Source organism: Lentzea tibetensis, assembly GCF_007845675.1.
GTDB lineage: Bacteria > Actinomycetota > Actinomycetes > Mycobacteriales > Pseudonocardiaceae > Lentzea > Lentzea tibetensis.
In genome coordinates this window covers 152954-176025 of sequence record NZ_VOBR01000002.1, presented here as the reverse complement: position 1 = coordinate 176025, position 23072 = coordinate 152954, and the positions used below count along the sequence as shown (strand labels likewise).

Genomic DNA, 23072 nt, shown 5'->3' with positions numbered 1-23072 from the left:
GGCACCACAGGCGCGCCTACTTGGCGCCGAAGAGGCCCTTCACCTGGGTGTAGCGGCGGCGCAGGCCCCACTTCGTCACGCGGACCAGTGCCTCGCGGACGATGTTGCCGCTCATCTTCGACTCGCCGAACTCGCGCTCCTGGAACGTGATCGGCACCTCGACCACCTTGAAGCCCAGCTCGAGCGTGCGCCACAGCAGGTCGATCTGGAAGCAGTACCCGGCCGACGCCACGGTGGACAGCTTGAGCTTGCGCAGCGTGTCCGCGCGGAACGCCCGGTAGCCACCGGTCATGTCCCGCAGGTTCGTGCCGAGCGCGATGCGCGAGTAGAGGCTGCCGCCGCGCGAGAGGAACTCGCGGTGCTTCGGCCAGTTCACGACGGAGCCGCCGGGGACGTAGCGGGAGCCCAGCACCAGGTCGGCCTTCGGCAGCGCGTCGAGGAGGCGGTGCAGCTGCTCGGGTGCGTGCGAGCCGTCGGCGTCCATCTCGCAGATGACGCCGTAGTCGCGCTCGAGGCCCCAGTTGAAGCCCGCGATGTAGGCGGCGCCGAGGCCGGCCTTCTCCGTGCGGTGCAGCACGTGCACGCGCTCGTCCGCCGCCGCCATCTCGTCCGCGAGCTGGCCGGTGCCATCGGGGCTGCCGTCGTCGACGACCAGCACGTGCGTCTTCGGCAACGCGGCGTGCAGTCGCTTCACGATCTTCCCGATGTTGTCCCGCTCGTTGTAGGTCGGGATCACCACCAGCACGGGCCCGAGCTCCTGGTCAGGCTGCGCCTGCTGGTCCGTCATCCGTGTCCTTCCGTCGTCGTGCGTACAAGCTCAGCGCCAATGCCAAGACGCCCGCAGCGGTCAACACCCACTCGGGCCAGGCGCCAATTCGAGTGGCCAGCGTAGTCTCCCCGCGCAGCGGCAGTGTCGCGACCAGCGCATCCGGCGTGAACAACTCAGTCCGCTGGGTGACAGAACCGTTGGGCTGAACGATGGCGGAGACGCCGGAAGTGGCGGAAACCACGACCGCGCGGCCGTGCTCGACGGCCCGGACGCGGGACATGGACAACTGCTGGTAGGTCATCTCCGTGTAGCCGAACGTGGCGTTGTTCGTCGGGATCGCGATCAGGTTCGAGCCCGCCAGCACCGAGTCGCGCACCACACCGTCGAACGCGACCTCGTAACACGTGTCGATCGCCACCTTCGCCGGTCCCATCGCGAAGCCCTCGGGGTCGCTGCCCGGCTGGAACACCCCCGCCCGGTCCACGGTCTTGCTGAAGATCCGGAAGAACGAGCGGAACGGCATGGTCTCGCCGAACGGCTGGAGCTGCCGCTTGGTGTAGGTGTCGATCGGGCCCTTCTCCGGGTCCCAGAGCACCACGGTGTTGCGCGGCAGGTTGTCGTTGCGGTCGATGACGACCGCGCCGACCGCGATCGGCGCCTTGATCGCCCGCGCGGCCTTGTCGATCTCGTCGGCCGCGTCGACGTTGCGGAACGGGTCGATGTCCGACGAGTTCTCCGGCCAGATCACCAGGTCCGGCTGCTTCGCCTTGCCGGCCGCGACGTCCTGCGCGAGCTCCAGCGTGCGCTTGACGTGGTTGTTCAGCACCGCGCGGCGCTGGGAGTTGAAGTCGAGCCCGGCGCGCGGCACGTTGCCCTGGATCGCCGCCACCGTCGCGGTCCCCGCGCTCGGGTTCGTGCCGACGAGCGGCGTCGCGGCGAGGCCGGCGACCAGCGGCAGCACCGCCAGCGGCACGCCCAGCTTCCAGTTCCGCACGGCCCACGTGAGGCCGAACCCGGTCAGCGCGACCGCGAAGCTGATCAGCGGGGCGCCGCCGAGCGACGCGAGCGGCAGGTACCACCCCTCCGGCTGGCCGAACGCGATCTTGCCCCAGGGGAAGCCGCCGAACGGGAACACCCCGCGCAGGGCCTCGTCCGCCACCCACAGGCACGCCATCCACAGCGGCGCGAGGCGCGTCTTCGACACCACCGCCATCGCCGCGGTCGAGATGCCGATCAGCACCGCGCACGCCAGCGCGAGCGGCAGCCACGCGACCAGCCCGACGAACTCGCCGGTCCAGCGCAGCAGCGGCGTCATGAACCCGAGCCCGAACAGCACGCCGTAGCCGAACCCGGCCCGCGCGCGCCGCTCGTTCAGCACGTACCCCAGCAGCGCGAACCCGAGCGGCGCGAACCACCAGAGCGGGCGCGGCGGGAAGCTCAGGTACAGCAGGCCGCCGCCGGCCACTGCGAGCGCCATGCGGAGCAACGGCAGACGCACGCGTCTGCGCGCGGGCGCGTCGGGCGCGTCCGGCGTGATGGGGGGTGCAACCACTCGATCAGCGTACGAGGGCACCCGGTAGACAGAACGCATGACCTACGTGGACGGCGTCCTGCGCGTGCTCACCACCGAGCCCGACCGGGAAGTTCTCATCGGCGGCGATCGGCGTCTCACCCGTGCGGAAGCCCGTGACCTGCTGCTGCGCTACGCAGACGGCCTGCATCAGCGGGGTGTCCGGCCCGGCGACGGTGTCGCGGTGTTCGTCGGCAACACCCCGGAGTCCGTGCTGCTCAACCTGTCCGTGCACCTGCTCGGCGGCCGGCTGGTGTTCGTCACGCCGGAGCGGACCGAGGACGGCCTGCGCACCCTGGTCGCGGAGGCCCAGGTCAAGGGCGTCGTGGTGGACGACCGGTTCGACGACCGCTTGGACGGCTGGCCCATCGCCGAGCTGCCGGGCGAGCCGGTGGAACGCGCGGGCGAGCCGGGCTTCAGCACCGTGCTCGCCACCGGCGGCACGACCGGCGTTCCCAAACACCCGGTGCACGGCGACCTGATGTACGAGGTGCTGGCCGCACGTGCCGCGTTCCCACCGGCGAACGTGCTGGTCAGCACGCTGGTCACGCACGGGACGGGACACATCCACTCGACCATGGGCATGGTGACGGGCAGCAAGGTCGTGATGCTGCCGCAGCCGTTCGACGCGGGTGTCTTCATCGAGACCGTGCGCGCGGAGCAGATCACCGTGACGAACCTGGTGACCCCGATGCTCTTCGACGTGCTCGACCACCCGGACTGCCCCGGCCCCGGCGTGCTGCACCGGATCGGCATCGGCGGCTCCCCCATCTCCCCGGTCCGGCTGCGTCAGGCGCTGGAGCGGTTCGGCCCGGTGGTGTGGCAGGGCTACGGCCTCAGCGAGGCGCTGGGCGTCGCCATGATGAACCCCGCCGACATCGACTTCGACCGGCCCGAGACGCTGCTGACCTGCGGCCGCCCGTTCCCCGGCATCAAGCTGGAGATCCGCGACGGCGTCGTGTGGCTGGGCGGGCCGACCGTGATGCGCGGGTACTGGGGCCAGCCGCCGCTGGACGGGATGCTCGACACCGGCGACATGGGTCACCTGGACTCCAACGGCTTCCTCTACCTCGTCGACCGCAGCAAGGACGTGATCGTGACCGGCCCCGCCGCGGGCAACGTGTACTCACGCCTCATCGACGACTTCCTGGTCACGCTCCCCGGCATCCGCGCCGCGGCGGCCGTCGGCGCACCGGACGAGCGCTACGGCGAGGCCGTGCACGTGTTCGTCGTGCCAGAACCCGGTTTCCCGGTCGACACGGACCTCGTGCGGGCCGCCGTCGCCGCCGAACTCGGCGAACTCTACGAGCCGCGAGGCGTCACGGTTCTGGACCGGCTGCCCTCTACCAGGGTGGGCAAGGTCGACAAGAAGGCCCTTCGCTCTACTCTTGCTTAGTACTCGAGGAGGTACCGGATGCCCCGACCCAGTGTGGAAGCCGAACGCCGGGCGCAGATTCTCGCGTCCACCTGCAAGGTGATCGCGTCCGAGGGCTTCCGCCACCTCCGCGTCTCGGACGTGGCCAGAGACGCCGGGGTCAGCGGCGGCACCGTGCACTACTACTTCGAGACGAAGCGCGACCTCACCGACGCCGCTTTCCAGCACTGCTTCGACGAGTCGATCAAACGCAGGCGCTGGATCCTCGAGTCCGACGAGCCACCCGCGTCGCGGTTGCGCCTGGTCGTCGAGTCGTACCTGCCCGAGGGCGCGGAGACCGTCGAGGCCTGGAAGGTGTGGGCGGAGCTGTGGGTCGAGGCCATCCGCAGCCCTGAGCTGCAGGAACTCAACGAGCGCTTCTACGGCGAGTGGCGCGACATCGTGGCGCACATCATCCGCAACGGCCAGGCCCGCGGCGACCTGGCTCCGGGTGATCCCGTAGACCTGGCGAACATGCTGGTCAGCATGCTCGACGGGCTCGCGCTGCAGGTGCTGGCGGGCTCGAAGAACATGACCGTGGAGCGCATGCGCGAGGTGTGCCTGAGGTTCGTCGACCAGCTCTCAGGGGTAAATCAGGCCTGTCCCTGATGCGACAACCCGCTGATGAGCGGAGTGTTAGTGGCATGACGAACACGTTGACCAGGCCACAGCACAAACGAGTGATCGCAGGGGTGTGCGCGGGGCTGGCCGAACGCTTCGGCTGGAAGCCGAACACCGTCCGCCTGCTCTTCCTGCTCTCCTGCCTTCTCCCCGGACCGCAGTTCGTGATCTACATCATCCTGTGGGTCATGATGCCGAACCGCGGCTACTGAGGTTCGCCGCCCCTGAGCACGAGGCGCAGGAACGCCGTCCACACTGCCGCCCCAGCGGCAGGTGGACGGCAGGCGCTGTGCCCTGGACGCCGACGCACACGCAGTTGCGCTCTGCTTGTTGCGGATCACCACCGCCTGGCCGTACCGCAGGTCACCCTCGAGGAACCAGCGCTGCTGCGGCCACCCGCTCTTGTAGTAGTAGAGCGTCGGAGTGCTCCAAGCACCGAGCCGGTCGTACTCCCCCACCGAACGCTCGGTGGTGCGAATCTCGACCTCCACACCACTCACCACAGGCCCGTCCGCCCCGACAGCGCGAACGAGCCGCAGGCTGACCGGAACGGCCTGCAGCGTCGGGTAGTACTCGTCGGCGCCCTGGTTCGCGTTGTAGTGGCACCGCATCCCGCCGAGGTAGAGACCCGTCGACACGTCGAACAGCCCGACCGGCGCACCCGTCTGCACGGGGCCGGTGGCGGTGCGCACGGGCATCGGCGTCGCGGCGAACACCGAGCGCCCGTCGCTCCGCACGGCCGCGCGCACGAGCGAGAGCTGGTCCGCGCCGAGGTTCGCGGGCAGGTTGCCGAACGACGTGTTCATGTTGCCCATGACGCCGTTGAGGCGATAGGTCGCGAGCGTCTCGCTCGCGCGGCCCAGGTTCTCGAAGTTCCAGGCGTACACGCCGAGCTCGCGTCGGCGGTGGCGTAGTGCGACGGCCTCGTTCAGCCTTTTCCACACGCCTTTGTTGCTCAGGTTTTCGGTAATACCGGCCGAGTAGAGGAAATTCACGACCCCGCGCTGATCCTTCCACGCCAGTGCGTCGAGAGGGCCGACGTCGGAGTGGAACGAGTCGGCGTCGTAGTTGATCCCTTCGCTCGCCGGATCCAGCTCACCGAGGAGTGGTTCAACAATTGCGGCATTCGACTTCGTGACGCACAGGAACCGAGCGGACGTCGTCGGTCGTCAAGCCCTCCTTGAGGTCGAATGTCCACAGCGCGATCTGCTGACCTGCACCGTTGACCAAAGCCTTGCCCCATTTGTGAGTGTTCGACATATGTGCCAGCACGAGTGCCGGAAACGACATGAATCGGAGCGTACCGGCGAACGCCTTAGCGCGACTGCGCCAAGCGGGTGACCTTGCTGGTCTTTCCGAGTCCACTTGGAACACTCTGTCAAGACTGCTGAGCCGAGGGGATTCGATCATGTCCAGCAAGGGAATTGATTTCTTCAGCACGATCCACGGCCTGCCCGACCTGCAGGTGAGAACAAGACTGAGAGTCGTGCATTCGAATGGCTCGGAACTCACCTTCACCAGCCACCAGGATCCGCACCAGCGAGGACACCTGGAGGTCGACAGCGGCGGCCTGTCGATCTTCGAGTCGAGCAAGGAGGTCCGGCTCACCGTCGAGGCGGAAGGCGAGGTCGTCGGTTACACCCAGCTGATCGACACGCGGTGGCCGAAGCTCAACGACGGGCCGTTCTCGAACACCTACACCACGCCCAGCGGGATCTTCCAGACGATCGGCGGGAGGATCGGCGTCTCGTACGGGTTCGGCGACAACTCCGGTCACGACGGTGTCTCCAGCGTGGTGTACGTGACCGTGACGCCGGAGTACAGCGGCTGGATGGGCCAGCTCGTCGCCGCGCACCCCGAGCTCGCCGACCGGCCGTTCTCGGACATCGTGCTGCCGGGCGCGCACAACGCGGGCATGACGCAGCCGGGCGGTCAGGCCGTGCACGAGGTGAACGTGCTGCGGGACAACGACGTGCTGCCGTTGCCTAAGATCATTCCGAACTTCGTGGCCCGCGACCTGATCGCCACCGCGACGATCAACTCCGCGTTCACGCAGAAGGACGACCTCGAGACGATGCTCGCGCTGGGCATCCGCTTCTTCGACTTCCGGCCGGGCGTGTTCCAGGGCAACCCGACGCTGCGGCACGTGCACAACGTCGTTCCGGGACAAGGACTTCTGCGGTTCCTGCAGACGCTGCTGCAGTGGCTGCGCGACCACCCGACCGAGATCGCCGTGGTGAAGCTGTCGAACAGCGGCGTCGACGCGGCCGCCCTGCCCGCCGAGGGCGCGGTCGAGAGGTGCGTGCAGGACGCGTTCCGCACGGCCGTGGTGGACCGCGGCGACGCGACGGACCTCACCCGCACCACCTCGGAACTGCTGCACTCCCGCAAGCGGCTGCTCGTGATCGGCAACGACCACTGCTACGGCTCGTGGAACAACACCTACCGGACCACCGATCCGCAGATCGTCCTCGACGCGCTCAAGAAGATGACGGCGTCCGGTCAGGACGGCATGGACCACACCGTCATGGAGCTGCAGACCTCGGGCACGGACGACGGCGTCAAGACCGGTGCCAAGAACACCGCCGCCGGCGAGCTGATCAAGATGAAGCCGTACTTCGGCAGCGTGCTCTACCCGTGGGTGCGGCAGGACGCGGCCACGGCGTTCCCCAGCGGCACGCTCGTGCTGTCCGACGACTTCGCCGACGGAGCACTGACCAGGCTGGCGATCGACGTGACCACGTCCCGCCTCAAGTGAGAGCTACCCGGCGAACCGGGACTCGATCTCCGCCACGGCCTCGGTGGCGATCGCCGCCGCCGCGGCGCGCGCGGAGATGCCGTCCGCCGCGGCGCGGTCGAGGATCCTGGTGACCAGGCGGCGCATGCTCGTGCCGATCTTGTCGAACGCCGAGTCGGCGGTCGCCTCGATGTCGCCGAACAGCGTCCACCACCACCACGAGTTCGTGGCCGAGTTCGCGACGACGTCCGGAATGATCAAGAGGTCGAGCACCGCCTCGGCCGCGGCCGTGACGGGCATGTTCGCGGCCTCGACGATCAGCTTCGCGCGCACGGACGCGGCGTTGCGCTCGTCGATCGCGTACGACGTGGCGGCCGGGACGAGCACGTCCGCCTGGACGTCGAGCCACTTGTCGCGGTCGAGCTGCAGATCACCGGGACGCAGCTGACCGCGGTCGATGCCGCCGTGCTCGTCGCGGGTGAGCAGCAGGGTCTCGACGTCCAGGCCCTCCTCGTTCGCCACGACACCGTGCACATCGGACAGTCCGACGACGCGCACGCCCGCCGCGGCGAGGTACCGCGCGGTCGCGCCGCCCATCGAGCCGAAGCCCTGCACGAACGCCGTTGGCGATGAGAGGCCGAGCTTCTCGATGCCCGCGAGCGCGGCCTGCGCGACGCCGTAGCCGCCGACGAGCTCGTCGAGCGAGACGCCGTCGACGTTCACCGCGAACGCGTCCGCGAGCCGCTGACGGGCCAGCGCCTCGTCGTCCAGCAGCGGGTAGACCGCCTGGATCGACGACTGGAGGCCGATCTTCTCGATGGCCACGTCGATCGTCGACTGCCGCAGGCCGAGGTCCTCGCCCATGGTCCAGAACCGCTCGATGTACGGGCCCATGGCGCGCAGGTAGCGGGTCAGCACCTCGACCGCGTCCGGGTCGTACGGGTCGAAGTCGATGCCGCCCTTGGCGCCGCCGAGCGGCACGTAGCGCGCGTTCGGGTCGTAGTTGAGCGCCTCCTTCGCGGTCATGCCCTCGGCGAGACCGCGCACCTCGTCGAGCGTGCAGCCGGCACGCATCCGCAGGCCGCCGCTGCTGACGCCGCGGACGAGCCGGTCGATCACGAGATAGCCCTTCGCACCCGTGACCGGATCGGTCCAGGTGACCTGCAGGTAACTCATTGCGCATACCCCTTGACATCAGCGTATGACCACGGTCACATGGTCCACCAAAACTGACTGACGACTCAGTTAATCACCTGGAGGGCCACGTGAGCGAGGTACAGCCTCTCAGCGGCAACTGGCTCAACGAGCGCACACACCTGCGGAAGTCACTCCGCCGGGTGGACGTGACGTTCTACCTGCTCTGCACGCTGGTCGGCCTGGACACCATCGGCAGCGTGGCCGCGAACGGCCCGCAGGGTCTCGTGTGGATGGTCATCCTCGCGGTCGTGTTCTTCCTGCCCTACGGCCTCCTCACGGCCGAGCTGGGCACGGCGTTCCCGATCGAGGGCGGACCGTACGTGTGGACGAAGCTCGCGTTCGGCCGCATGGTCGCCGGCGTGAACCAGGTCCTCTACTGGATCTCCAACCCGCTGTGGATGGGCGGCACGCTCGCGATCGTCGCGGTGGCGACGTTCGAGGCGTTCTTCCTGCCGCTCGGCGTCGTGGGCAAGGGCATCGCGGGCCTGGTCTTCATCTGGGTCGGTGTGCTGGCCGTCGCCGCGTCGCTGCACGTCGGCAAGTGGGTGCCGATCGCGGGCGCGATCGCGCGCGTCGTGCTGCTCGGCTTCTTCACGATCTCGGTGGTCGTGTACGGCATCAAGAACGGCGTGCAGCCGCTCGCGGGTGCCGACTTCGTGCCGACCTACGCCGGTTTCGTGGTGCTCGTCCCCGTGCTGATCTTCAACTACGTGGGCTTCGAGCTGCCGTCGACGGCGACCGAGGAGATGACCGACCCGCAGAAGACCATCCCGTTCGCGATCCTGCGCGCGGGTGCCGCGGCGTTCTTCCTCTACGGCGGCCCGATCGTCGGCATCCTGCTCGTCGTGCCGGGCGACCAGATCAAGGGACTCGGCGGCTTCATCGACGCGGCGAAGACCGTGCTGACCGTCTACGGCGGCTCGGTCGCACCGGACGGCACCGTGACGCTCACCGGCGCGGGCGCCGTGTTCGGCACGATCTGCGCGGCCGGCTTCATCATCGGTGTGCTCACCAGTGGTGTGTCGTGGGCGATCGGCGCGCACCGCGCGCAGGCCGTGGCGTGCGCCGACGGTTCCGGCCCCGCGTGGCTGGGGCACCTGTCCCCCAAGCACGGCACGCCGATCCGCGTGAACGTGCTGTCCGGCGTCCTCGCGTCGATCGTGCTGATCACCGCGCTGAGCCTGACCGGTGGCAACAGCGAGAAGTACTTCGCGGCCGGGCTGGCGCTGGTCATCTCGACGACGTTCATCAGCTACATCGCGACGTTCCCGTCGATGGTGGTGCTGCGCCGCAAGATGCCGGACACCGACCGGCCGTTCCGCGCACCGCTCGCCTGGGTGTGCACGGTGCTGACGACCGGACTCGTGGCCTACACCGTGGCGGTGCTGATCTGGCCGGGCCTCGGCGTCGGCTGGTTCGGCATGGAGGGCTCGCCGGACGACTCGCTGCCGTCGTCGTTCGCGGGTGAACGCCTGCAGTACACGCTGAGCCAGGTGATCCCGCTGCTGATCGTCATCCTGATCGGGTTCCTCTTCTACGCGCTCGGACGGCCGACGCGCGCCAAGGACCTCACACCGAGCGACGTTCCCCAGGAACGCGTCACGGTGTGAGCGTGGTGCGTCCGGCGGAGTGGCAGGGCCCCGCCGGGCGCACCGACTCACCTACGGCTCGAGATCCGTTGCGGCGCCGAAGGATCCGTCCATGTAGAACGGCGTCGACTCGTGCTCGTGGCTGATGAGCCACTGGCCGTTGGTGTTGCGGAACGCCCAGGTCGTGCGGAACCACAGCGTGAAGCTCTCGTCACTGCCCTGCGGCGTCGCGGTCATGCGCGTGAGCCCGTGCGCGATCGCGAGGTCTCCGCTCTCGGTCACCTCCAGGTCGCGGATCTCGAAGTCCACCGGCCCGTCGAAGGTGCTGAACCACGCGCGCAGCCCGTCGGCGCTGAGCGCGTCCTCGATGCTCTGGCGCAGCGGCGGCGCGAGGCTGAACAGCGCGATGTCCGGCGTGCGGTGGGCGACGACCCAGTCGGCGTCGCCCTTCTTCATCGCGGCGGTGTAGTCGTCCATCAGGTCGCGGATCTGTGTGTCAGTCATGCTGGTACGTAGAAGCCCGTGGACGGTTCTCGACATGCCAGGGGGAAAGTTCTTCGATGAAGTACTTGATCATGGTCTACACGAACCCGCACATGCGGTCCTTCTGGGAGACCGCGTCGGACGAGGAGCGCACGGAAGGCGCGCAGGGCCACGCGTCGGTGATGCGGGCGCTGACGGAGGCGGGCGAGCTGATCGCGTCCGCGTCGCTGGACGACCAGTCGCTGACGAAGCGGGTCGCGCTGGTCGACGGCCGCGCGTCCACGACGGACGGTCCGTTCGCGGAGGTCAAGGAGCACCTGGCCGGGTTCTACTTCATCGAGTGCTCATCGGAGGAACGCGCGCTGGAGTGGGCGGCCCAGATGCCGGAGGCGGACTTCGGCATGGTCGAGGTGCGGCCGATCCGCGATCTGAGCGCGTACGGCCTGTGAACGTCGAGTCGCTGCTGCGTTCGCTCGCGCCGGACGTGCTCGGGGCGTTGATGCGCCGCTACAGCGACTTCGCGGCGTGCGAGGACGCCGTGCAGGAGGCGCTGCTCGCGGCCGCGCTGCAGTGGCCGTCCGAGGGTGTGCCCTCGTCGCCGCGCGGCTGGCTGATCACCGTGGCGTCCCGGCGGTTCATCGAGGTGCTGCGCACCGAGTCCGCGCGGCGCCGCCGGGAAACCAACGTCTTCCTGATGGAGCCACCTCCCGCGCCGATTGCGGGTGAGGACGACACGCTGCAGCTTTTCCTGCTGTGCTGTCACCCGTCTTTGACGCCCGCCTCACAGGTGGCGTTGACGTTGCGGGCCGTCGGCGGGTTGACGACAGCGGAGATCGCTCGGGCCTACCTGGTGCCCGAGACCACCATCGCGCAACGCATCAGCCGGGCGAAGGCGAAGATCAAGGACGTGCCGCTGAACCAGCCGGGTTCGGTGTCCGCGGTGCTGGACGTGCTGTACCTGATCTTCAACGAGGGCCACACGGCGTCATCCGGCTCCTCGCTGAACCGCGTCGAGCTGTCCGACGAGGCGATCCGGCTGACCCGCCAGGTGCACGCGCGTGCACCTGAGGGCGAGGTCGCCGGCCTGCTGGCACTGATGCTGCTCACCGACGCACGCCGCCCGGCACGCACCAACGCCTCCGGCGCGCTGATTCCCCTCGAGGCGCAGGACCGTTCGCGGTGGGACTCGGCGTTGATCGCCGAAGGCAGCTCGTTGATCGAGTCCGTGCTGTCGACCGAACCGCCTGGGCCTTATCAGCTGCAGGCGGCGATCGCGGCCGTGCACGACGAGGCGTTGTCCGCCGCCGACACGGACTGGCCGCAGATACTGGGGCTGTACGACGTGCTGGCGCGCCTGGCTCCCGGCCCGATGGTGACGCTGAACAGGATCGTGGCGCTGGCCATGGTCGAAGGACCGCGGGCAGGCCTGGCACAGCTCGCCACGGCGGACCTCGACCACTTCCGCGTGGACGCCGTCCGGGCCCACCTGCTGGAGATGTCCGGTGACCGCGAAGGCGCCCGTGCGGCGTACCGGCTGGCGGCGGAACGCACGCTGAGCACGCCCGAACGCCGCTACCTCCGCTCGAAGGCCGACCGCGGTCACTCGGACTGAAGCGAACCGGCCCGGCGAAGTTGCGTCAGCTTCCAGTAGTGGCCCAGGTGCGACATGTGCTCGTACCTGTCGGCCGCCTCGTTCATCACCGACCGCGCCTCCTCGGTCCTCCCCAGCCTGGTCAGCACGGCGGCGAGGTCGTCGAGCGCGGGAGCCAGCCGCTCGGGGAAGAGCTCCCAGTGCGCCGTCGTCCACTGCCGGAGGAGTTCGACGTTCTCCCGCGCGACTTCCAGTTGTCTCGCGTCGTCGTGCAGTCCACCGTGCACATGCACCAAGGTCGACAGGGCTGAGGCGTAGTCCTTGTAGTGCAACTGGTTTGCCGCGCTCAGCCTGCGGAGCATCTCGATCGACGTGGTCACGGCGGGCAGCGCGTCCGAACTCCGGCCCGCGGCGTTCAGCGCCGCCGCGAGGCCGTTCAGCGCCGCGCCCACCTCGGGGATCATCTCGAAAACACGGTCATCGGGCTGGAACCGGGCGAGGGTCTCCCCCACCTCGGCTTCGAGCTCCGCCGCGGCGGCCTCACCTCCGGCGTCGACCGCGGCGCACAGTTCCAGTAGCGTCCTGCCGAAGGAGACCACCCGCGCCGGGCCGAGATCGGCGTAGCGCCGGGCGGACTCGGCCGCGAATCCCGCGGCCGGCACGTACCTGCCGACGTTCCCGTGCAGCACGCCCAGTTCTCCGACAGCCTCCGCCAGCCGGGCGTCGACGTCGGGCAGGTCACCGGGCGCCAGCAGGTGCAGCTGGGCGATCAGGTCCTCCGCGGCCACGATCGCGTCCTCGAACTGCCCTGCGAGTGTCAGCGCCACGTACTGCGAGGTGAGTGCTTCGACCAGGCGCACTCGATGGCGCGGGTCCGCCGCGAACAGGCGGCGCGCCACCTCGACAGCCTCACCGGTCGGCCCGACCGCCTTGCCTCGCTCTTCGGTCATCCGGCCGTCGCCGAGCGCGGTCAACGCGTCCAGCAGAGCGACGAGTACCTCCTCGGCACCAGCTCGAGCTGCCTGACGGCACCTGTCGACCTGGGCCCGCAGTTCTGGCTCCCACGAAGGCATCTCGTCCGGCACGCGCGGCACTCTAGGTCAAAGGATCTTCCGGCGGGCCCGATCAGATGAACGTCTTGCGCAGCGGCGACTATGAGGCGGCCGCCTCTGACCGCCCACCGCGCCCTCAGCGAACCTGAGCGTCGCTACCTCAAGTCCAAGTGCCCGTGATCGTGTGCGGAAGCAACGGATCTTGCCCGACTTGTAGCTGTGTGGATGCCACTCGACCAACCCCACAGAAAGCCAAAAGAGGGGCCACCTGGCTGCACAGGCGACCCCTCGACTCCGGCGCCCCGCCTGGACCACAGACAGTGCTTCGGATTGAAGGCCGAAGCCTCCAAGTCATCCCGATCGCCACGAGGACCATCGGCAACGACCACGCTACAGCCTAGTAGGCCAGTTTCTGTCCAAAAAGTTGACAAACACTGGACACTCGCCATACCTCCCCTGGCCTCGCAGGTCACGCACCCCGCCGTTGGCAAACTGCACACAAACCTACGTAACCTCAATAGCAATTCTGATTCGTATGGAATTTAACTTGCTCGTCAATGCCACCCTTTCTGTGTCAGGAAAATATTGAGAATCAATTCTCATTACGAGCCGATATTTGAATCTTCAAGGCAACACCCAGTTCTCCAGTTTGCCAGTTCCTGAAATTATGCAGTTGCGGTCGACAGCTGGAGAGCGGTGTCCTATTCCGGCTTGATGTTGATCTCCTCTGACCCACGACCCACCCCGTGTCGCCCCTTCCCGCCGGTCAGCGATATGCGCAACAATCCGGCCAGCGCGGCCGCTTCACCTCGGCGCTGCAGCCGAGGAGTCCGTCACGGACGCGCGTACAAGGCAAGTCCTGGACCACAACACGAAAGCAGGAACCCGATGTCCCCGCCCTTGATAGGACCCTGCATGCCCGAAAACGGCAAGCCCGACCATCACGAGCACCTCCGCTTGGTCGTGATGGTCATCCTCGCCGTAATGTTGTTTTCAGGCGCACTTCTCGCCCTAGGCCACAGCGTCGAGACAGCACTTCTCAGCGCGGGCGCTGCCGGTCTGATGGCCTGCGAGGTCGCTCGCCGAGCGCTGGGCCAGCAGCCTGGTGAGGCAGCAGCCTGAGGAACCTTCTCCTCTCGGTTCCACCATGGGGGACCGGGAGGAGAAGCTCGACTAGGTGGATGCTGATGGCCCTCGACGAACGACTCTTGATGACCGAGCTGACCAAGCTGCGCAAGGGCAGGGGGGTGTACTCGGCCGGGATAGACGAGCTTGTTGGACCGACGTTGCGGAGTGTCTGCGGCATCGGCGTCAATCCCGTCGACGAGACCGTCATACGCCATATGGTCATCGATTGGCTCGAACGGTCGGTGTCAGGACTCCCGGCTGATGTGCAACTCGCAGTCACCGTGCCCTTTGCGATCCACACTGACGCCCGGTACCCGAGACTGACTGACCGCATCGGCTGGTTGGCTGAACGCTGGAGCCGTGACCCCAGAACAGCTCGGCGCCGGGTGGACGATGCGTTAAGGCGGCTGGTCCAGGCGGCGCAGCATCCTGCCAACAGCAACGTGCGGAAACACCCTCGCGATACTTGGCACGTCGCTGAGTTCGACGTGCTCATACGACTCGACAGTCCCACACCCACATGGTTCGAACACCGCACGATCGTGTCCGATCGGGACGACGTTGATCAGTTAGAACTTTCTGTTGCCCTACCGAGGTCTCAGGGCTGCGGGTTCAACGATCTGGATGTCACGGTCATGCACGGCGCGGCGATCGATACGACCGAACGACTACCGCGGAGATTGGTCGTACACCTCAGGTTGCCGCACCCGCTGAGGCTCGGCGAACAGCACAACTTCGCGCTGCGCGTCCATGCAAGGAAAGATCAAGCTATTCGCTCTGAGTACGTGTACTGGCCGGACCAGCGTTGTGAGCGCCTCACACTCAGGGTTCGGTTCGGTCCCAGCGACACCCCTGTCGCGATCCACCGATTCGACGCCGTCCACCACCTCGACTTCGAGGACGCTGATCTCGGTGGTGCCCCGGTGTCCCTCGATGACACCTGTGAAGCTACCTCCGCGTTCATCGACCTGCGGCCAGGCTTCGGCTACGGGGTTCACTGGCAGCCCGCCGATTGAATGAAGTGCCGGGGTTGGTGACGCCCCCGTCGCGTCACCAGCCCCGGCACGTCATGCCCCAGCCAGGTCCCCGACCACGTGGATCACGGTCGGGCGGTCCGCCGACAACGCCTTGCGCAGCGCGATGGCGAACTTGGTCTCGTCGTCGACGGTGACGCCGTGGCAGTCCATGGCCTTGGCGACCTTCGCGAAGTCCACCGTCGGAAGGTCGACGGCGTGCACGGGCTCTGAGCGATCCACCATCTCGCGCCGGATCTCGCCGTAACCGCCGTTGTCCGCAACAACGACCGGGAGCGGCAAACGCAACTGTGCGGCGGTCGCGAGTTCCGGAAGCGTGAACATGATGCCGCCGTCGCCGTGCAGCGCGACCACCTGACGGTCGGGTGCGCCGATCTTCGCGCCGATCGCCGCGGGCAGGCCGTAGCCCAGCGTGCCGAGTCCGGTCGGGTAGAGGAACGACGCGGGCGCGTCCAGCGGGAGGTTGGACAAAGCGCCGTAGTAGCAGACCATCGCGCTGTCACCCGCGATGATCGCGCCGGGCGCCAGCTCGGTCTTCAGCACGTCGGTCAGCGGCAGCCACGGCGCGCCCTGTGCGCGGGCGTGCTTGCGGAAGAGCTTCTGCCACCGTTCCGCGCGCCGAGCGGCCTCCTCGGACGGCTTGCCGAAGCCGAGGCGCTGGTTCAGCGCTTCGACCGTGGCCTGCGCGTCGCCGACGAGCCGGTAGTCCGGTGCCGCGTTGGTGATCATCTGGGCCGGGTCGACGTCGATGCGGATCAGGTCGCCGCTGAACTTCAGCGGGCCGTTCCACAGGTCGGTCGACGCCAGCTCCGTGCCGATGGCCAGCACGACGTCGCACTCGGCGACGAAGTCCGCGACCGCGCGGTGGTGCAGGCCTGCGCCGATGGACAGCTCGTGGTTCTCGGGGAACGTGCCCTTGCCGTTGGCCGTCGCGACGACCGGTGCGCCGAGGCGCTTGGCCAGCGCCAGGATCTCCTCGGCGGCACCGCGGGCGCCGCCGCCGACGATCAGACCGGGCCGCGCGGAGGTGTGCAGGCGTCCGGCAGCGGCGGCGATGGTCACCGCGTCGGCGGCGGGGTGCGCGACGACGAGCGGCTGGACGCACGACACCTTGTCCATGGCGTCGATCAGGTCGAGCGGGATCTCCAGGTGCGCGGGGCGCGGGCGGCCGGAGGTCATGGCGGCGAACGCCTGCGCCACGGCGAGCGGGATCTCGGACACGCTGTGCACCCGGTTGGTGTAGCCGATCACGGCTTCCAGCGCGCCGCGCTGGTCGCGGACCTCGTGCAGCGTGCCGTTGCCGCGGCCGGGGTGCTTGAGCGGCATGCCCGGCGAGATCAGCAGCACCGGCACGGAGTCCGAGTACGCCTGGGTCACGGCGGTCATCGCGTTCAGCACGGCCGGGCCGCTCGTCGTGAGGCACACGCCGGGGCGTCCGGTGACGCGCGCGTAGCCGTCCGCGGCGAACCCGGCGCCCTGCTCGTGCCTCGGTGTCACGTGCCGGACCCCGTGCTCGGCGAGATACCGGTAGATGCCGAGGTTGTGGGTGCCCGGAATGCCGAACACCACGTCCACCCCGTGCTTGGCGAGGGCGCGCACCAGCGCGTCACCCCCGCTGATGCGAGGAACCGTCATACTCATGCCACGCGTCGCCCGCTCGTCTCGTTCGGTGATTCCCCCGATGGGATGATCAGGGCGTCGACGGCCAGTGCGCCGTCCGCCCCCACTCGCACCGGGTTGAGCTCTATCTCGGCCAGGTCCGGACGTTGCGCGAGGAGCGACGACACCGCCGCGACCACCTCTGCCAACGACTGGAGGTCCACCGGGGATGCGCCCCGCCAGCCGCCGAACAGCGGCGCGCACCTCAGGCGCCGCAGCAGGTCGGCCGCCTCGGGCACGGACACCGGCGCCAGCTCGACGGCCGTGTCCCGGTACAGCTCGGCGAACGTGCCGCCCGCGCCGACCAGCACGACCGGCCCGAAGCCGGGGTCGCGCCGCGCGCCGACGATCACCTCGACGACGTCGCGCCGGGTGTCCATCTCCTCCAGCACGTACACGCCGTCACCGAGCCGGGTGCGCATCTCCTCGAACGCGGGCACCGGGTCGGTCAGCCCGAGCACGACGCCCGCGTGCTCGCTCTTGTGCTCCAGCCAGTCCGCCTTCAGCGCGTACGGCGCGCGCAGCTCGCGCGTCGCCTGTCGCAGCTCGTCCACTGTGGACACGGCGATCGCTTGGGGGAACGGCACGTTCGCGATGAGTTCGCGTGCGTTGAGGTAGCCGGGCTCGTAGGCGGGCGCGGTGACGGGTGCGGGCGCGACGGGGATCGGCGGGCGGCCGGACGTGTAGCGAGACGCGGCAGCCAGCGCGGCGACCGCGCGTTCGATGGTCTGCTGCACCGGCACGCCGGACGCCTTGAGCGCGCGCACGGTCGCGGAGTCCTCGCGCATGCTGTGCACGACCACCGGGACACCGGTCTCCAGCGCGGCCGCGCCGATGCGCCGCGCCACGGCGACCTCGGCCGGTTCCAGCGCCGGGGTGTCCGCGCCGTAGCTGCCGAAGTAGCCGGAGAGCACGACCGAGTCGACTTCTCCGCTGCGCAGCAACGCTTCCACCGAACCGGCGTAGTTCGCGAGGTCCTGCTCCCCCGCCCCGGCGAGGTCGACCGGGTTGCGGGTGGACGCCTGCAGCGGCAACTGGGCCGTCACCTCGGCGGACAGCACCGGCACGGACAACCCGTGCACGGACGCGAGGTCCGCGGCGATCGCGCCCTGTCCCCCGCTGTCCGCGACGATGCCGACGCGCGTGCCCGCGGGCGGCGCCGTGACGGCGAGGAAGCTCGCGAGATCGACGAGCGCGGTCGGCGTGGCGACGCGGATCGCGCCCACGTGCCTGCACGCGGCGTCGACGACGTCCATCGAGGACGTGAGCGCGCCGGTGTGCGAGCGGGCCGCCTCCTGCGCGGCACCGCTCTCACCGACCGTCAGCAGCACGGTCGGCTTGCCCGCCTGGCGCAGCGCGGAGATCGTCTCCAGCAACGACGTGCCGTCCGCGAAGCTCTCCAGGTACAGGCCGACGACCTTGGTCATCTCGTGGCCGACGAGGTCGGCGAGCGCTTCGGCGGCGGTGAGATCGGCCTGGTTGCCGACCGACACGAACCGCGACACCCCGAGACCCGCCTGCGCGGCGAGCCCGGCCAGCTCGAGCCCGACCTGGCCGCTCTGCGACACGATGCCGAGCACGCCCGGTTCGAACCGGCCCCACGCGAGGTGCAGGTCCGTCGCCGCGTCGAACAGGCCGAGGCAGTTCGGGCCGAGCAGCCTGGCTCCCGCCGCGCGGATGCGCGCGACCAGCCCGGCCTCGTCCTCCAGTCCGGCGGTGATGCCGACGAACCCTCGCGTACCGAGTGCGAGCGCTTCGTCCACAACGGCCGGGACGTGCGCCGCGGGCACCGCGAGCACGACCAGCTCAGGCGTCTCGGGCAGCTCGGCGAGCGACCGGACCGTGGGCACGTCGCACACCGGATTTCCCGTGCGGTTGACCAGGTGCACGCGCCTTCTGTCCACACCGGACAGCGCACCGCGGGCCAGCCAGTGGCCCCACTTGGCGGGGTCGTCGCTGGCGCCGACGACCGCGACGGACGCGGGATCGGAGAAGGTCATCCTCGGTCCAAGCCACGCGAGATGATCACACGCTGGATGTCCGAGGTGCCCTCCTCGATCTCCTCGAGCTTGGCGTCGCGCATCCAGCGCTCCACCGGGTACTCGCGCGAGTAGCCGTAGCCGCCGAGCGTCTGCACCGCGGCGTGCGTGCACCACATGGCGTTCTCGGAGCCCACGAGCTTGGCCATCGCGGACTCCTGCGCCACCGCGAGCCCGGCGTCGAACAGCTGTGCGGCGCGGATGGTGAGCAGGTGGGAGGTGTCGACGCGGGTCGCCATGTCCGCGAGCCGGAACGCCACGGCCTGGTGCTGGATGATCGGCACGCCGAACTGCTCGCGCTGCTTCGCGTAGTCGGTCGCGTAGTCGAGCGCGGCGCGGGCGAGACCGGTGGTCGCGGCGCCGATGAGGATGCGGGACGCGTCGAACGTCCGCATGAGACCGGAGAAGCCCTTGCCCTCGTCGCCGAGGCGCTGGTCGACGGGCACGCGCACGTTGTCGAGGAAGACCTCGGCGTTGACGATCGCGCGCTGGCCCATCTTCTGGAACGGCGGGCCGACCTTCAGTCCGGGGGTGTCCTTCTCGACGACGAACGCCGTGACGCCCTTGGCGCGCAGCTTCGGGTCGACCGTCGCGAAGATCACGAAGTAGTCGGCGTAGGGGGCGTTGGAGATCCACGTCTTCTGGCCGTTGAGGACGTACTCGTCGCCCTCGCGGACCGCGGAGGTCTGGATGCTCGCCGCGTCGCTGCCGCTGCCGGGCTCGGTGACCGCGACGGCCGTCAGCGGCGGGTTGTCTCCCGCGAGCGGCGCGAGCCAGCGTTCCTGCTGCTCAGGGGTGCCGAGGTGCTCCAGCGGCGCGCTGAAGAAGCCGTTGGACGTGACCAGGTTGCCGATGCCGATGTCGCCGTGGCACAGCTCCTCCTGGACCAGGACCTGGGTGAGCACGTCGGTGACGCCGCCACCGCCGAGCCACTCGGGGAGCATGAAGCTGGTCAGGCCCAGTTTGCTCGCCTTCGCCCACACGTCCAGCGGCGACTCGGTGTCCGCCTCGTCGACGGCGCGGCCGCGCGGCCGGATCTCGCGCGCGGCGAAGTCCCTCGCGAGCTCGACGAACTGCTGCTGCTCGTCGCTGAGCCGCAACGCGTCGCGGACGAACCGACCCATCTGGCGCTCCCAAAGTTGACTGACGAATCAGTTATTCCACGATCTACGGCGAAGCGTAGCCCTGTCAAGACTCGTCCGTCGGATGGCCTCGACGGTGTCAGGCCACGTCAGACGGTCGGCATCAGACCATCAGGGCGGCCCGGATGATCTCCAGCGCCTCGTCCGCGGTGAGCCCGACCTCGGTCGCGGTGGCGGCATAAGCGCGGGCGGCGCGCACGACCCGTTCGCGGCCGCGGTCACCGGCGGCGCTGACGACGGTCCCGGCGCGGCCCCTCGTCTCGACGAGCCCCGCCTCCTCCAGTTCGCGGTAGGCACGGGCGACGGTGTTGACGGCGAGGCCCAGGTCAGCGGCCAGTGCGCGCACCGTGGGGAGCTTCGCGCCGACCGGCAGCTCACGGGCCGCGATGGCCTGCGCGAAGTGCAGACGCACTTGCTCGTACGGTGGAACGTCGGAGTCCTGGTCGATCCGCATCGCCCGATCCTGTCACGTCACGCGGTAGGCACCGCCCGACGGCAGCACCGTGAGATAGCGCGGAGTCGGCGAGTAGGCCGCGCTGATAGTGGCGCGCACCGTGGCCAGCCGGTCGGTGTCGACCAGCGCCACGACCGGACGTCCGGGTTCGTCGACGAGCATGCTCGCGCCGTGCGCGCCGGCGGCCAGCGCGGCGGACACGACGGCGTCCTGCTCGGGGTCCGGCCGCTGTCCGAAGTGGTACGCCGTCATGGCGTCGCCGAGCGAACCGTCCACACACGCCCGCCGCGGCTCCAGCGGCCGGTCGCGGCGGATGCGCGTGTCGATGACGAGAAGTCGTTGCCCGGCCAGGTCGATCGGCCGCACCCGTCCCTCCCGGTCCACGGCGTGGCCCGGTTTTCCTGCGTACGCGCCGTGGATCGACAGCGCCGCGCCGTGCAGGTCGCTCAACGCCATCGCGGCCGCGCAGGCCAGCGCGTCACCGGCCCTGAGCCCACTGCCCCGCGGCAGGTCCACGCTGCACAGCAACGTCGCACCACCGGACCAGCCGGGGATCTGCGCGATCGGCGCGGCCCACTCGGGCACGTCGTCCGTCGGCAACGAGACGCGCTCGGCGGGCCGGTTGATCGACGCCAGCTCCAGCACACCGTCGTCGCGCTTGATGCCGGCGACGATCGCGCCCCACTTCGCGCACACCGTGAGCGCGCCACCCATGAGGCTCAGCACGCCGGGCGCGTACCAGACCCCTTGCGCGGGCTGGCCGAACACGCGCCGGAACGCGTGCGGCACGAGCCGCAGCTCGGGTGCGACGTCGGGCCGGTCGGCGATGTCGATCACTCGGCCTCCTTGCGCGCGAGCACGCGGTAGGCGTTGCCCCGGTCGTTGCGGTGCGCGAGCGCCCGGTTGAGCGTCTGGTCGAGCGCGGCCGCGACGAGGAAGAGCGGGATGCCGAGCGTCCACACCGCCGCGCTGCGCAGTGTCTTGTACTTCGGCTTCTCCGGCCGCCACGGCGCGGGCGTGCGCGGTGCCTTGGCGCCGAGGAACAGCAGCGCGGCGAGCATGAAGTCGTTCTGCATGTGGGCTTTCGAGCGTTCCTCGGCGACGGTCGTGAGATGCCGGTCGGCGAGCTCGTGCTTGAGGTTCTCGATCGGCATCATGTGCTGGTGCTGCGGCTGGAACCAGGGCATCCAGTACCGGCCGAACTTCCAGCCCAGCCGCCACTCCGGGTCGGGCAGCTCGATGAGCAGGTAGCCGCCTTCGGGCAGCACGTCCGCGGCGATGTCGAGCTCTTCCCACGGGTCGCGCACGTGTTCCAGGTAGTGGTGCATGCTGATGACGTCGTACCGGCCGCGCAGCTCGGGCGCGAAGTCCTTGAACGTGCCCCGGTACGCCTTCTCGATCCGGCCCTTGGTCGCCGCCTCTTCGATGGCGGCGCCTTGATCGAGGCCGTCGAACGTGGTGGTCGGGAGAACCTCCTTGGCTCCCAAGCAGAAGTGGGCGTGGCCGGAGCCGACGTCCAGCCAGTTCTGCGGCGTCGTGAACGGCTGCACCATTCTCGCGCGGCCGTAGTACGGGTCGTTCTTGATGGAGAACACCGCGTCGGCCGCGCCTTCGCCGAGGCCGTCGTAGAAGTCGCGGTAGTAGAAGCCGAGGCCTTCCTCGCTGAGCCTCGGGTTCTGCCAGACGTGGGCGCAGCGGACGCAGCGGTCCATCGTGAACTCGCCCGGCTTGCGCTGGATCAGGTCCACGCTGCGCACCTGGAGGCGCAGGTCCGCGGAGCCGCAGGCCGGACAGGAGTCGCGGCTCTTCTCGAAGAACCTGCTGATGCCCTGCTCGATCTGCGCCTCGTACCAGGGAGTTGCGGCTTCCAGCCGGGCCGTCTGGTTGTGCTCCTGCGTGGAACGCCACTTCGACTTCAGGGTCTGGTACCACAGTTGTGGTGCGCGCAGGGGGCGCAACAGAGTTGCGGCCAGGAGGTCCTTGGGGCGCAACGGGGTTCCGGCCAGTGCCAGTGCCGGGTGGGCGCAGTACGCGGCCACGGCCAGCAGGCCCCACGGCCACGCGGTCACCACGGCCGTGGTGACGACCAGGTAGCCGATCACCGAGCCCGCCACCCACAACGTCGGACGCTTGCCGTGCTGACGGAGCTTCGCCGCGCGGTGCGCCGGGTTCGGTTGTGCCGCCTGGAGACCGGGGGCCACGGCGATGTCGACCTTGAGGTGGACGTGCTCCTTGGCGGCGCGGACGAACACGGTGAACTCGGTCGGGTCCGCGGGATCCGGCGGGGTTGTCGCCAGGTCCGGGCGGCACAGGATCGCCTGGCCCGCGCTCACGCCTCTCGCCCAGTTGTCGGTCGCGTACTTCTTGGGGTCGAAGGCGTTCAGCAGGTCGAGCGCCGCCGTGGTGGGCAGGCCGGGCGGGATGAGGTCGAGTACGTCGGTGTCACCGGAGTCCCAGGAGCTGTTGGCTTCGACGCCCGTGGCGATCAGCAGGACCGGGTTGTCCACAGCGCCGGAGTTGTCCACAGATTGCGTTGAGGCCCCGGAAGTGCGGCTGCTGCCTGGGAGAATAGAAACAGGGGGACCCCCTGGCG

At 69.1% G+C, this 23072-nt stretch carries 21 protein-coding genes; 9 read left to right on the top strand and 12 right to left on the bottom strand.

Annotated features, from left to right (window positions below; translation table 11 throughout):
• Positions 1-16: 16 nt before the first annotated feature.
• Together FKR81_RS02815 and lnt are read right to left on the bottom strand one after the other, a co-directional pair.
• Positions 17-787 (bottom strand): polyprenol monophosphomannose synthase, encoded by a 771-nt coding sequence (locus FKR81_RS02815; protein WP_146349301.1) that lies wholly within the window; start codon positions 785-787, stop codon positions 17-19.
• The gene (lnt, locus tag FKR81_RS02810; RefSeq protein WP_235921252.1) at positions 762-2321 is read right to left on the bottom strand and encodes an apolipoprotein N-acyltransferase; all 1560 of its coding nucleotides are present in this window, start codon (positions 2319-2321) and stop codon (positions 762-764) included. Before lnt ends, FKR81_RS02815 begins: the two co-directional genes overlap by 26 nt.
• A gap of 37 nt (positions 2322-2358) precedes the next feature.
• On the opposite strand from lnt, the gene FKR81_RS02805 reads away from it, so the two are divergent.
• The 4 genes from FKR81_RS02805 (at position 2359) to FKR81_RS43255 (ending at position 5208) form a co-directional block, all read left to right on the top strand.
• Entirely contained in the window at positions 2359-3735 is a 1377-nt protein-coding gene (locus FKR81_RS02805) for a class I adenylate-forming enzyme family protein (protein WP_146349299.1), read from the top strand.
• Between the two features lie 18 nt (positions 3736-3753).
• Positions 3754-4362 (top strand): TetR/AcrR family transcriptional regulator, encoded by a 609-nt coding sequence (locus tag FKR81_RS02800; protein WP_146349298.1) that lies wholly within the window; start codon positions 3754-3756, stop codon positions 4360-4362.
• Between the two features lie 35 nt (positions 4363-4397).
• Entirely contained in the window at positions 4398-4586 is a 189-nt protein-coding gene (locus FKR81_RS02795; RefSeq protein WP_146349297.1) for a PspC domain-containing protein, read from the top strand.
• A 466-nt stretch (positions 4587-5052) separates the two neighbouring features.
• Positions 5053-5208: a hypothetical protein gene (locus FKR81_RS43255; RefSeq protein WP_186762720.1), complete on the top strand. Its 156-nt coding sequence runs from the start codon at positions 5053-5055 to the stop codon at positions 5206-5208.
• 276 nt (positions 5209-5484) lie between these two features.
• Here the strand turns inward: FKR81_RS43255 and FKR81_RS02790 are convergent, their stop codons facing one another.
• The gene (locus FKR81_RS02790; RefSeq protein WP_146349296.1) at positions 5485-5664 is read right to left on the bottom strand and encodes a hypothetical protein; all 180 of its coding nucleotides are present in this window, start codon (positions 5662-5664) and stop codon (positions 5485-5487) included.
• A gap of 118 nt (positions 5665-5782) precedes the next feature.
• On the opposite strand from FKR81_RS02790, the gene FKR81_RS02785 reads away from it, so the two are divergent.
• The gene (locus tag FKR81_RS02785; RefSeq protein WP_146349295.1) at positions 5783-7132 is read left to right on the top strand and encodes a PI-PLC domain-containing protein; all 1350 of its coding nucleotides are present in this window, start codon (positions 5783-5785) and stop codon (positions 7130-7132) included.
• A gap of 3 nt (positions 7133-7135) precedes the next feature.
• On the opposite strand, the gene FKR81_RS02780 is transcribed toward FKR81_RS02785, so the two are convergent.
• Positions 7136-8287 carry a Glu/Leu/Phe/Val dehydrogenase dimerization domain-containing protein gene (locus FKR81_RS02780; RefSeq protein ID WP_146349294.1) on the bottom strand — a complete coding sequence of 384 codons (1152 nt, stop codon included), beginning with the start codon at positions 8285-8287 and terminating at the stop codon, positions 7136-7138.
• 89 nt (positions 8288-8376) lie between these two features.
• Here FKR81_RS02780 and FKR81_RS02775 point away from each other — a divergent pair, with 89 nt between their 5' ends.
• Positions 8377-9918: an APC family permease gene (locus tag FKR81_RS02775; protein WP_222598160.1), complete on the top strand. Its 1542-nt coding sequence runs from the start codon at positions 8377-8379 to the stop codon at positions 9916-9918.
• Between the two features lie 51 nt (positions 9919-9969).
• Here FKR81_RS02775 and FKR81_RS02770 read toward each other — a convergent pair whose 3' ends face one another.
• Complete coding sequence (locus FKR81_RS02770) at positions 9970-10401, bottom strand: YybH family protein (RefSeq protein WP_146349293.1); 432 nt, start codon at positions 10399-10401, stop codon at positions 9970-9972.
• A 56-nt stretch (positions 10402-10457) separates the two neighbouring features.
• On the opposite strand from FKR81_RS02770, the gene FKR81_RS44290 reads away from it, so the two are divergent.
• Together FKR81_RS44290 and FKR81_RS02765 are read left to right on the top strand one after the other, a co-directional pair.
• Entirely contained in the window at positions 10458-10829 is a 372-nt protein-coding gene (locus FKR81_RS44290) for a YciI family protein (RefSeq protein ID WP_222598159.1), read from the top strand.
• The gene (locus FKR81_RS02765) at positions 10826-11992 is read left to right on the top strand and encodes an RNA polymerase sigma factor (RefSeq protein ID WP_222598158.1); all 1167 of its coding nucleotides are present in this window, start codon (positions 10826-10828) and stop codon (positions 11990-11992) included. The genes FKR81_RS44290 and FKR81_RS02765 overlap by 4 nt, the downstream gene beginning before the upstream one ends.
• On the opposite strand, the gene FKR81_RS02760 is transcribed toward FKR81_RS02765, so the two are convergent.
• Positions 11980-13056 carry a hypothetical protein gene (locus FKR81_RS02760; protein WP_146349291.1) on the bottom strand — a complete coding sequence of 359 codons (1077 nt, stop codon included), beginning with the start codon at positions 13054-13056 and terminating at the stop codon, positions 11980-11982. The genes FKR81_RS02765 and FKR81_RS02760 overlap by 13 nt on opposite strands.
• A 1154-nt stretch (positions 13057-14210) precedes the next feature.
• Between FKR81_RS02760 and FKR81_RS02755 the strand changes: the two genes are divergently transcribed.
• Positions 14211-15167 carry a hypothetical protein gene (locus FKR81_RS02755; protein WP_146349290.1) on the top strand — a complete coding sequence of 319 codons (957 nt, stop codon included), beginning with the start codon at positions 14211-14213 and terminating at the stop codon, positions 15165-15167.
• A gap of 51 nt (positions 15168-15218) precedes the next feature.
• On the opposite strand, the gene FKR81_RS02750 is transcribed toward FKR81_RS02755, so the two are convergent.
• From FKR81_RS02750 to FKR81_RS02725, 6 genes are all read right to left on the bottom strand, one after another.
• Entirely contained in the window at positions 15219-16820 is a 1602-nt protein-coding gene (locus tag FKR81_RS02750) for a 5-guanidino-2-oxopentanoate decarboxylase (RefSeq protein ID WP_146349289.1), read from the bottom strand.
• Between the two features lie 2 nt (positions 16821-16822).
• The gene (locus tag FKR81_RS02745) at positions 16823-18844 is read right to left on the bottom strand and encodes an acetate--CoA ligase family protein (protein ID WP_146349288.1); all 2022 of its coding nucleotides are present in this window, start codon (positions 18842-18844) and stop codon (positions 16823-16825) included.
• The gene (locus FKR81_RS02740) at positions 18841-20007 is read right to left on the bottom strand and encodes an acyl-CoA dehydrogenase family protein (RefSeq protein ID WP_146349287.1); all 1167 of its coding nucleotides are present in this window, start codon (positions 20005-20007) and stop codon (positions 18841-18843) included. The genes FKR81_RS02745 and FKR81_RS02740 overlap by 4 nt, the downstream gene beginning before the upstream one ends.
• A gap of 121 nt (positions 20008-20128) precedes the next feature.
• Entirely contained in the window at positions 20129-20479 is a 351-nt protein-coding gene (locus tag FKR81_RS02735) for a GntR family transcriptional regulator (protein ID WP_146349286.1), read from the bottom strand.
• A gap of 12 nt (positions 20480-20491) precedes the next feature.
• On the bottom strand, positions 20492-21316 hold the full coding sequence (locus FKR81_RS02730) for a galactokinase (RefSeq protein WP_146349285.1): 825 nt from the start codon (positions 21314-21316) through the stop codon (positions 20492-20494).
• Positions 21313-22986: a class I SAM-dependent methyltransferase gene (locus FKR81_RS02725; RefSeq protein WP_146349284.1), complete on the bottom strand. Its 1674-nt coding sequence runs from the start codon at positions 22984-22986 to the stop codon at positions 21313-21315. The genes FKR81_RS02730 and FKR81_RS02725 overlap by 4 nt, the downstream gene beginning before the upstream one ends.
• Between the last annotated feature and the right edge of the window lie 86 nt (positions 22987-23072).

Excerpts from the sequence above, each read along its gene's own strand:
- FKR81_RS02790 (WP_146349296.1), bottom strand. The coding sequence starts at position 5,664 with ATGTCGTTTCCGGCACTCGTGCTGGCACATATGTCGAACACTCACAAA.
- FKR81_RS02795 (WP_146349297.1), top strand. The coding sequence starts at position 4,398 with ATGACGAACACGTTGACCAGGCCACAGCACAAACGAGTGATCGCAGGG.
- FKR81_RS02755 (WP_146349290.1), top strand. The coding sequence starts at position 14,211 with ATGGCCCTCGACGAACGACTCTTGATGACCGAGCTGACCAAGCTGCGC.
- FKR81_RS02770 (WP_146349293.1), bottom strand. The coding sequence starts at position 10,401 with ATGACTGACACACAGATCCGCGACCTGATGGACGACTACACCGCCGCG.
- FKR81_RS02805 (WP_146349299.1), top strand. The coding sequence starts at position 2,359 with ATGACCTACGTGGACGGCGTCCTGCGCGTGCTCACCACCGAGCCCGAC.
- FKR81_RS02735 (WP_146349286.1), bottom strand. The coding sequence starts at position 20,479 with ATGCGGATCGACCAGGACTCCGACGTTCCACCGTACGAGCAAGTGCGT.
- FKR81_RS02740 (WP_146349287.1), bottom strand. The coding sequence starts at position 20,007 with ATGGGTCGGTTCGTCCGCGACGCGTTGCGGCTCAGCGACGAGCAGCAG.
- FKR81_RS02785 (WP_146349295.1), top strand. The coding sequence starts at position 5,783 with ATGTCCAGCAAGGGAATTGATTTCTTCAGCACGATCCACGGCCTGCCC.
- FKR81_RS02745 (WP_146349288.1), bottom strand. The coding sequence starts at position 18,844 with ATGACCTTCTCCGATCCCGCGTCCGTCGCGGTCGTCGGCGCCAGCGAC.
- FKR81_RS02800 (WP_146349298.1), top strand. The coding sequence starts at position 3,754 with ATGCCCCGACCCAGTGTGGAAGCCGAACGCCGGGCGCAGATTCTCGCG.
- FKR81_RS02750 (WP_146349289.1), bottom strand. The coding sequence starts at position 16,820 with ATGACGGTTCCTCGCATCAGCGGGGGTGACGCGCTGGTGCGCGCCCTC.
- FKR81_RS02780 (WP_146349294.1), bottom strand. The coding sequence starts at position 8,287 with ATGAGTTACCTGCAGGTCACCTGGACCGATCCGGTCACGGGTGCGAAG.
- FKR81_RS02815 (WP_146349301.1), bottom strand. The coding sequence starts at position 787 with ATGACGGACCAGCAGGCGCAGCCTGACCAGGAGCTCGGGCCCGTGCTG.
- FKR81_RS44290 (WP_222598159.1), top strand. The coding sequence starts at position 10,458 with ATGAAGTACTTGATCATGGTCTACACGAACCCGCACATGCGGTCCTTC.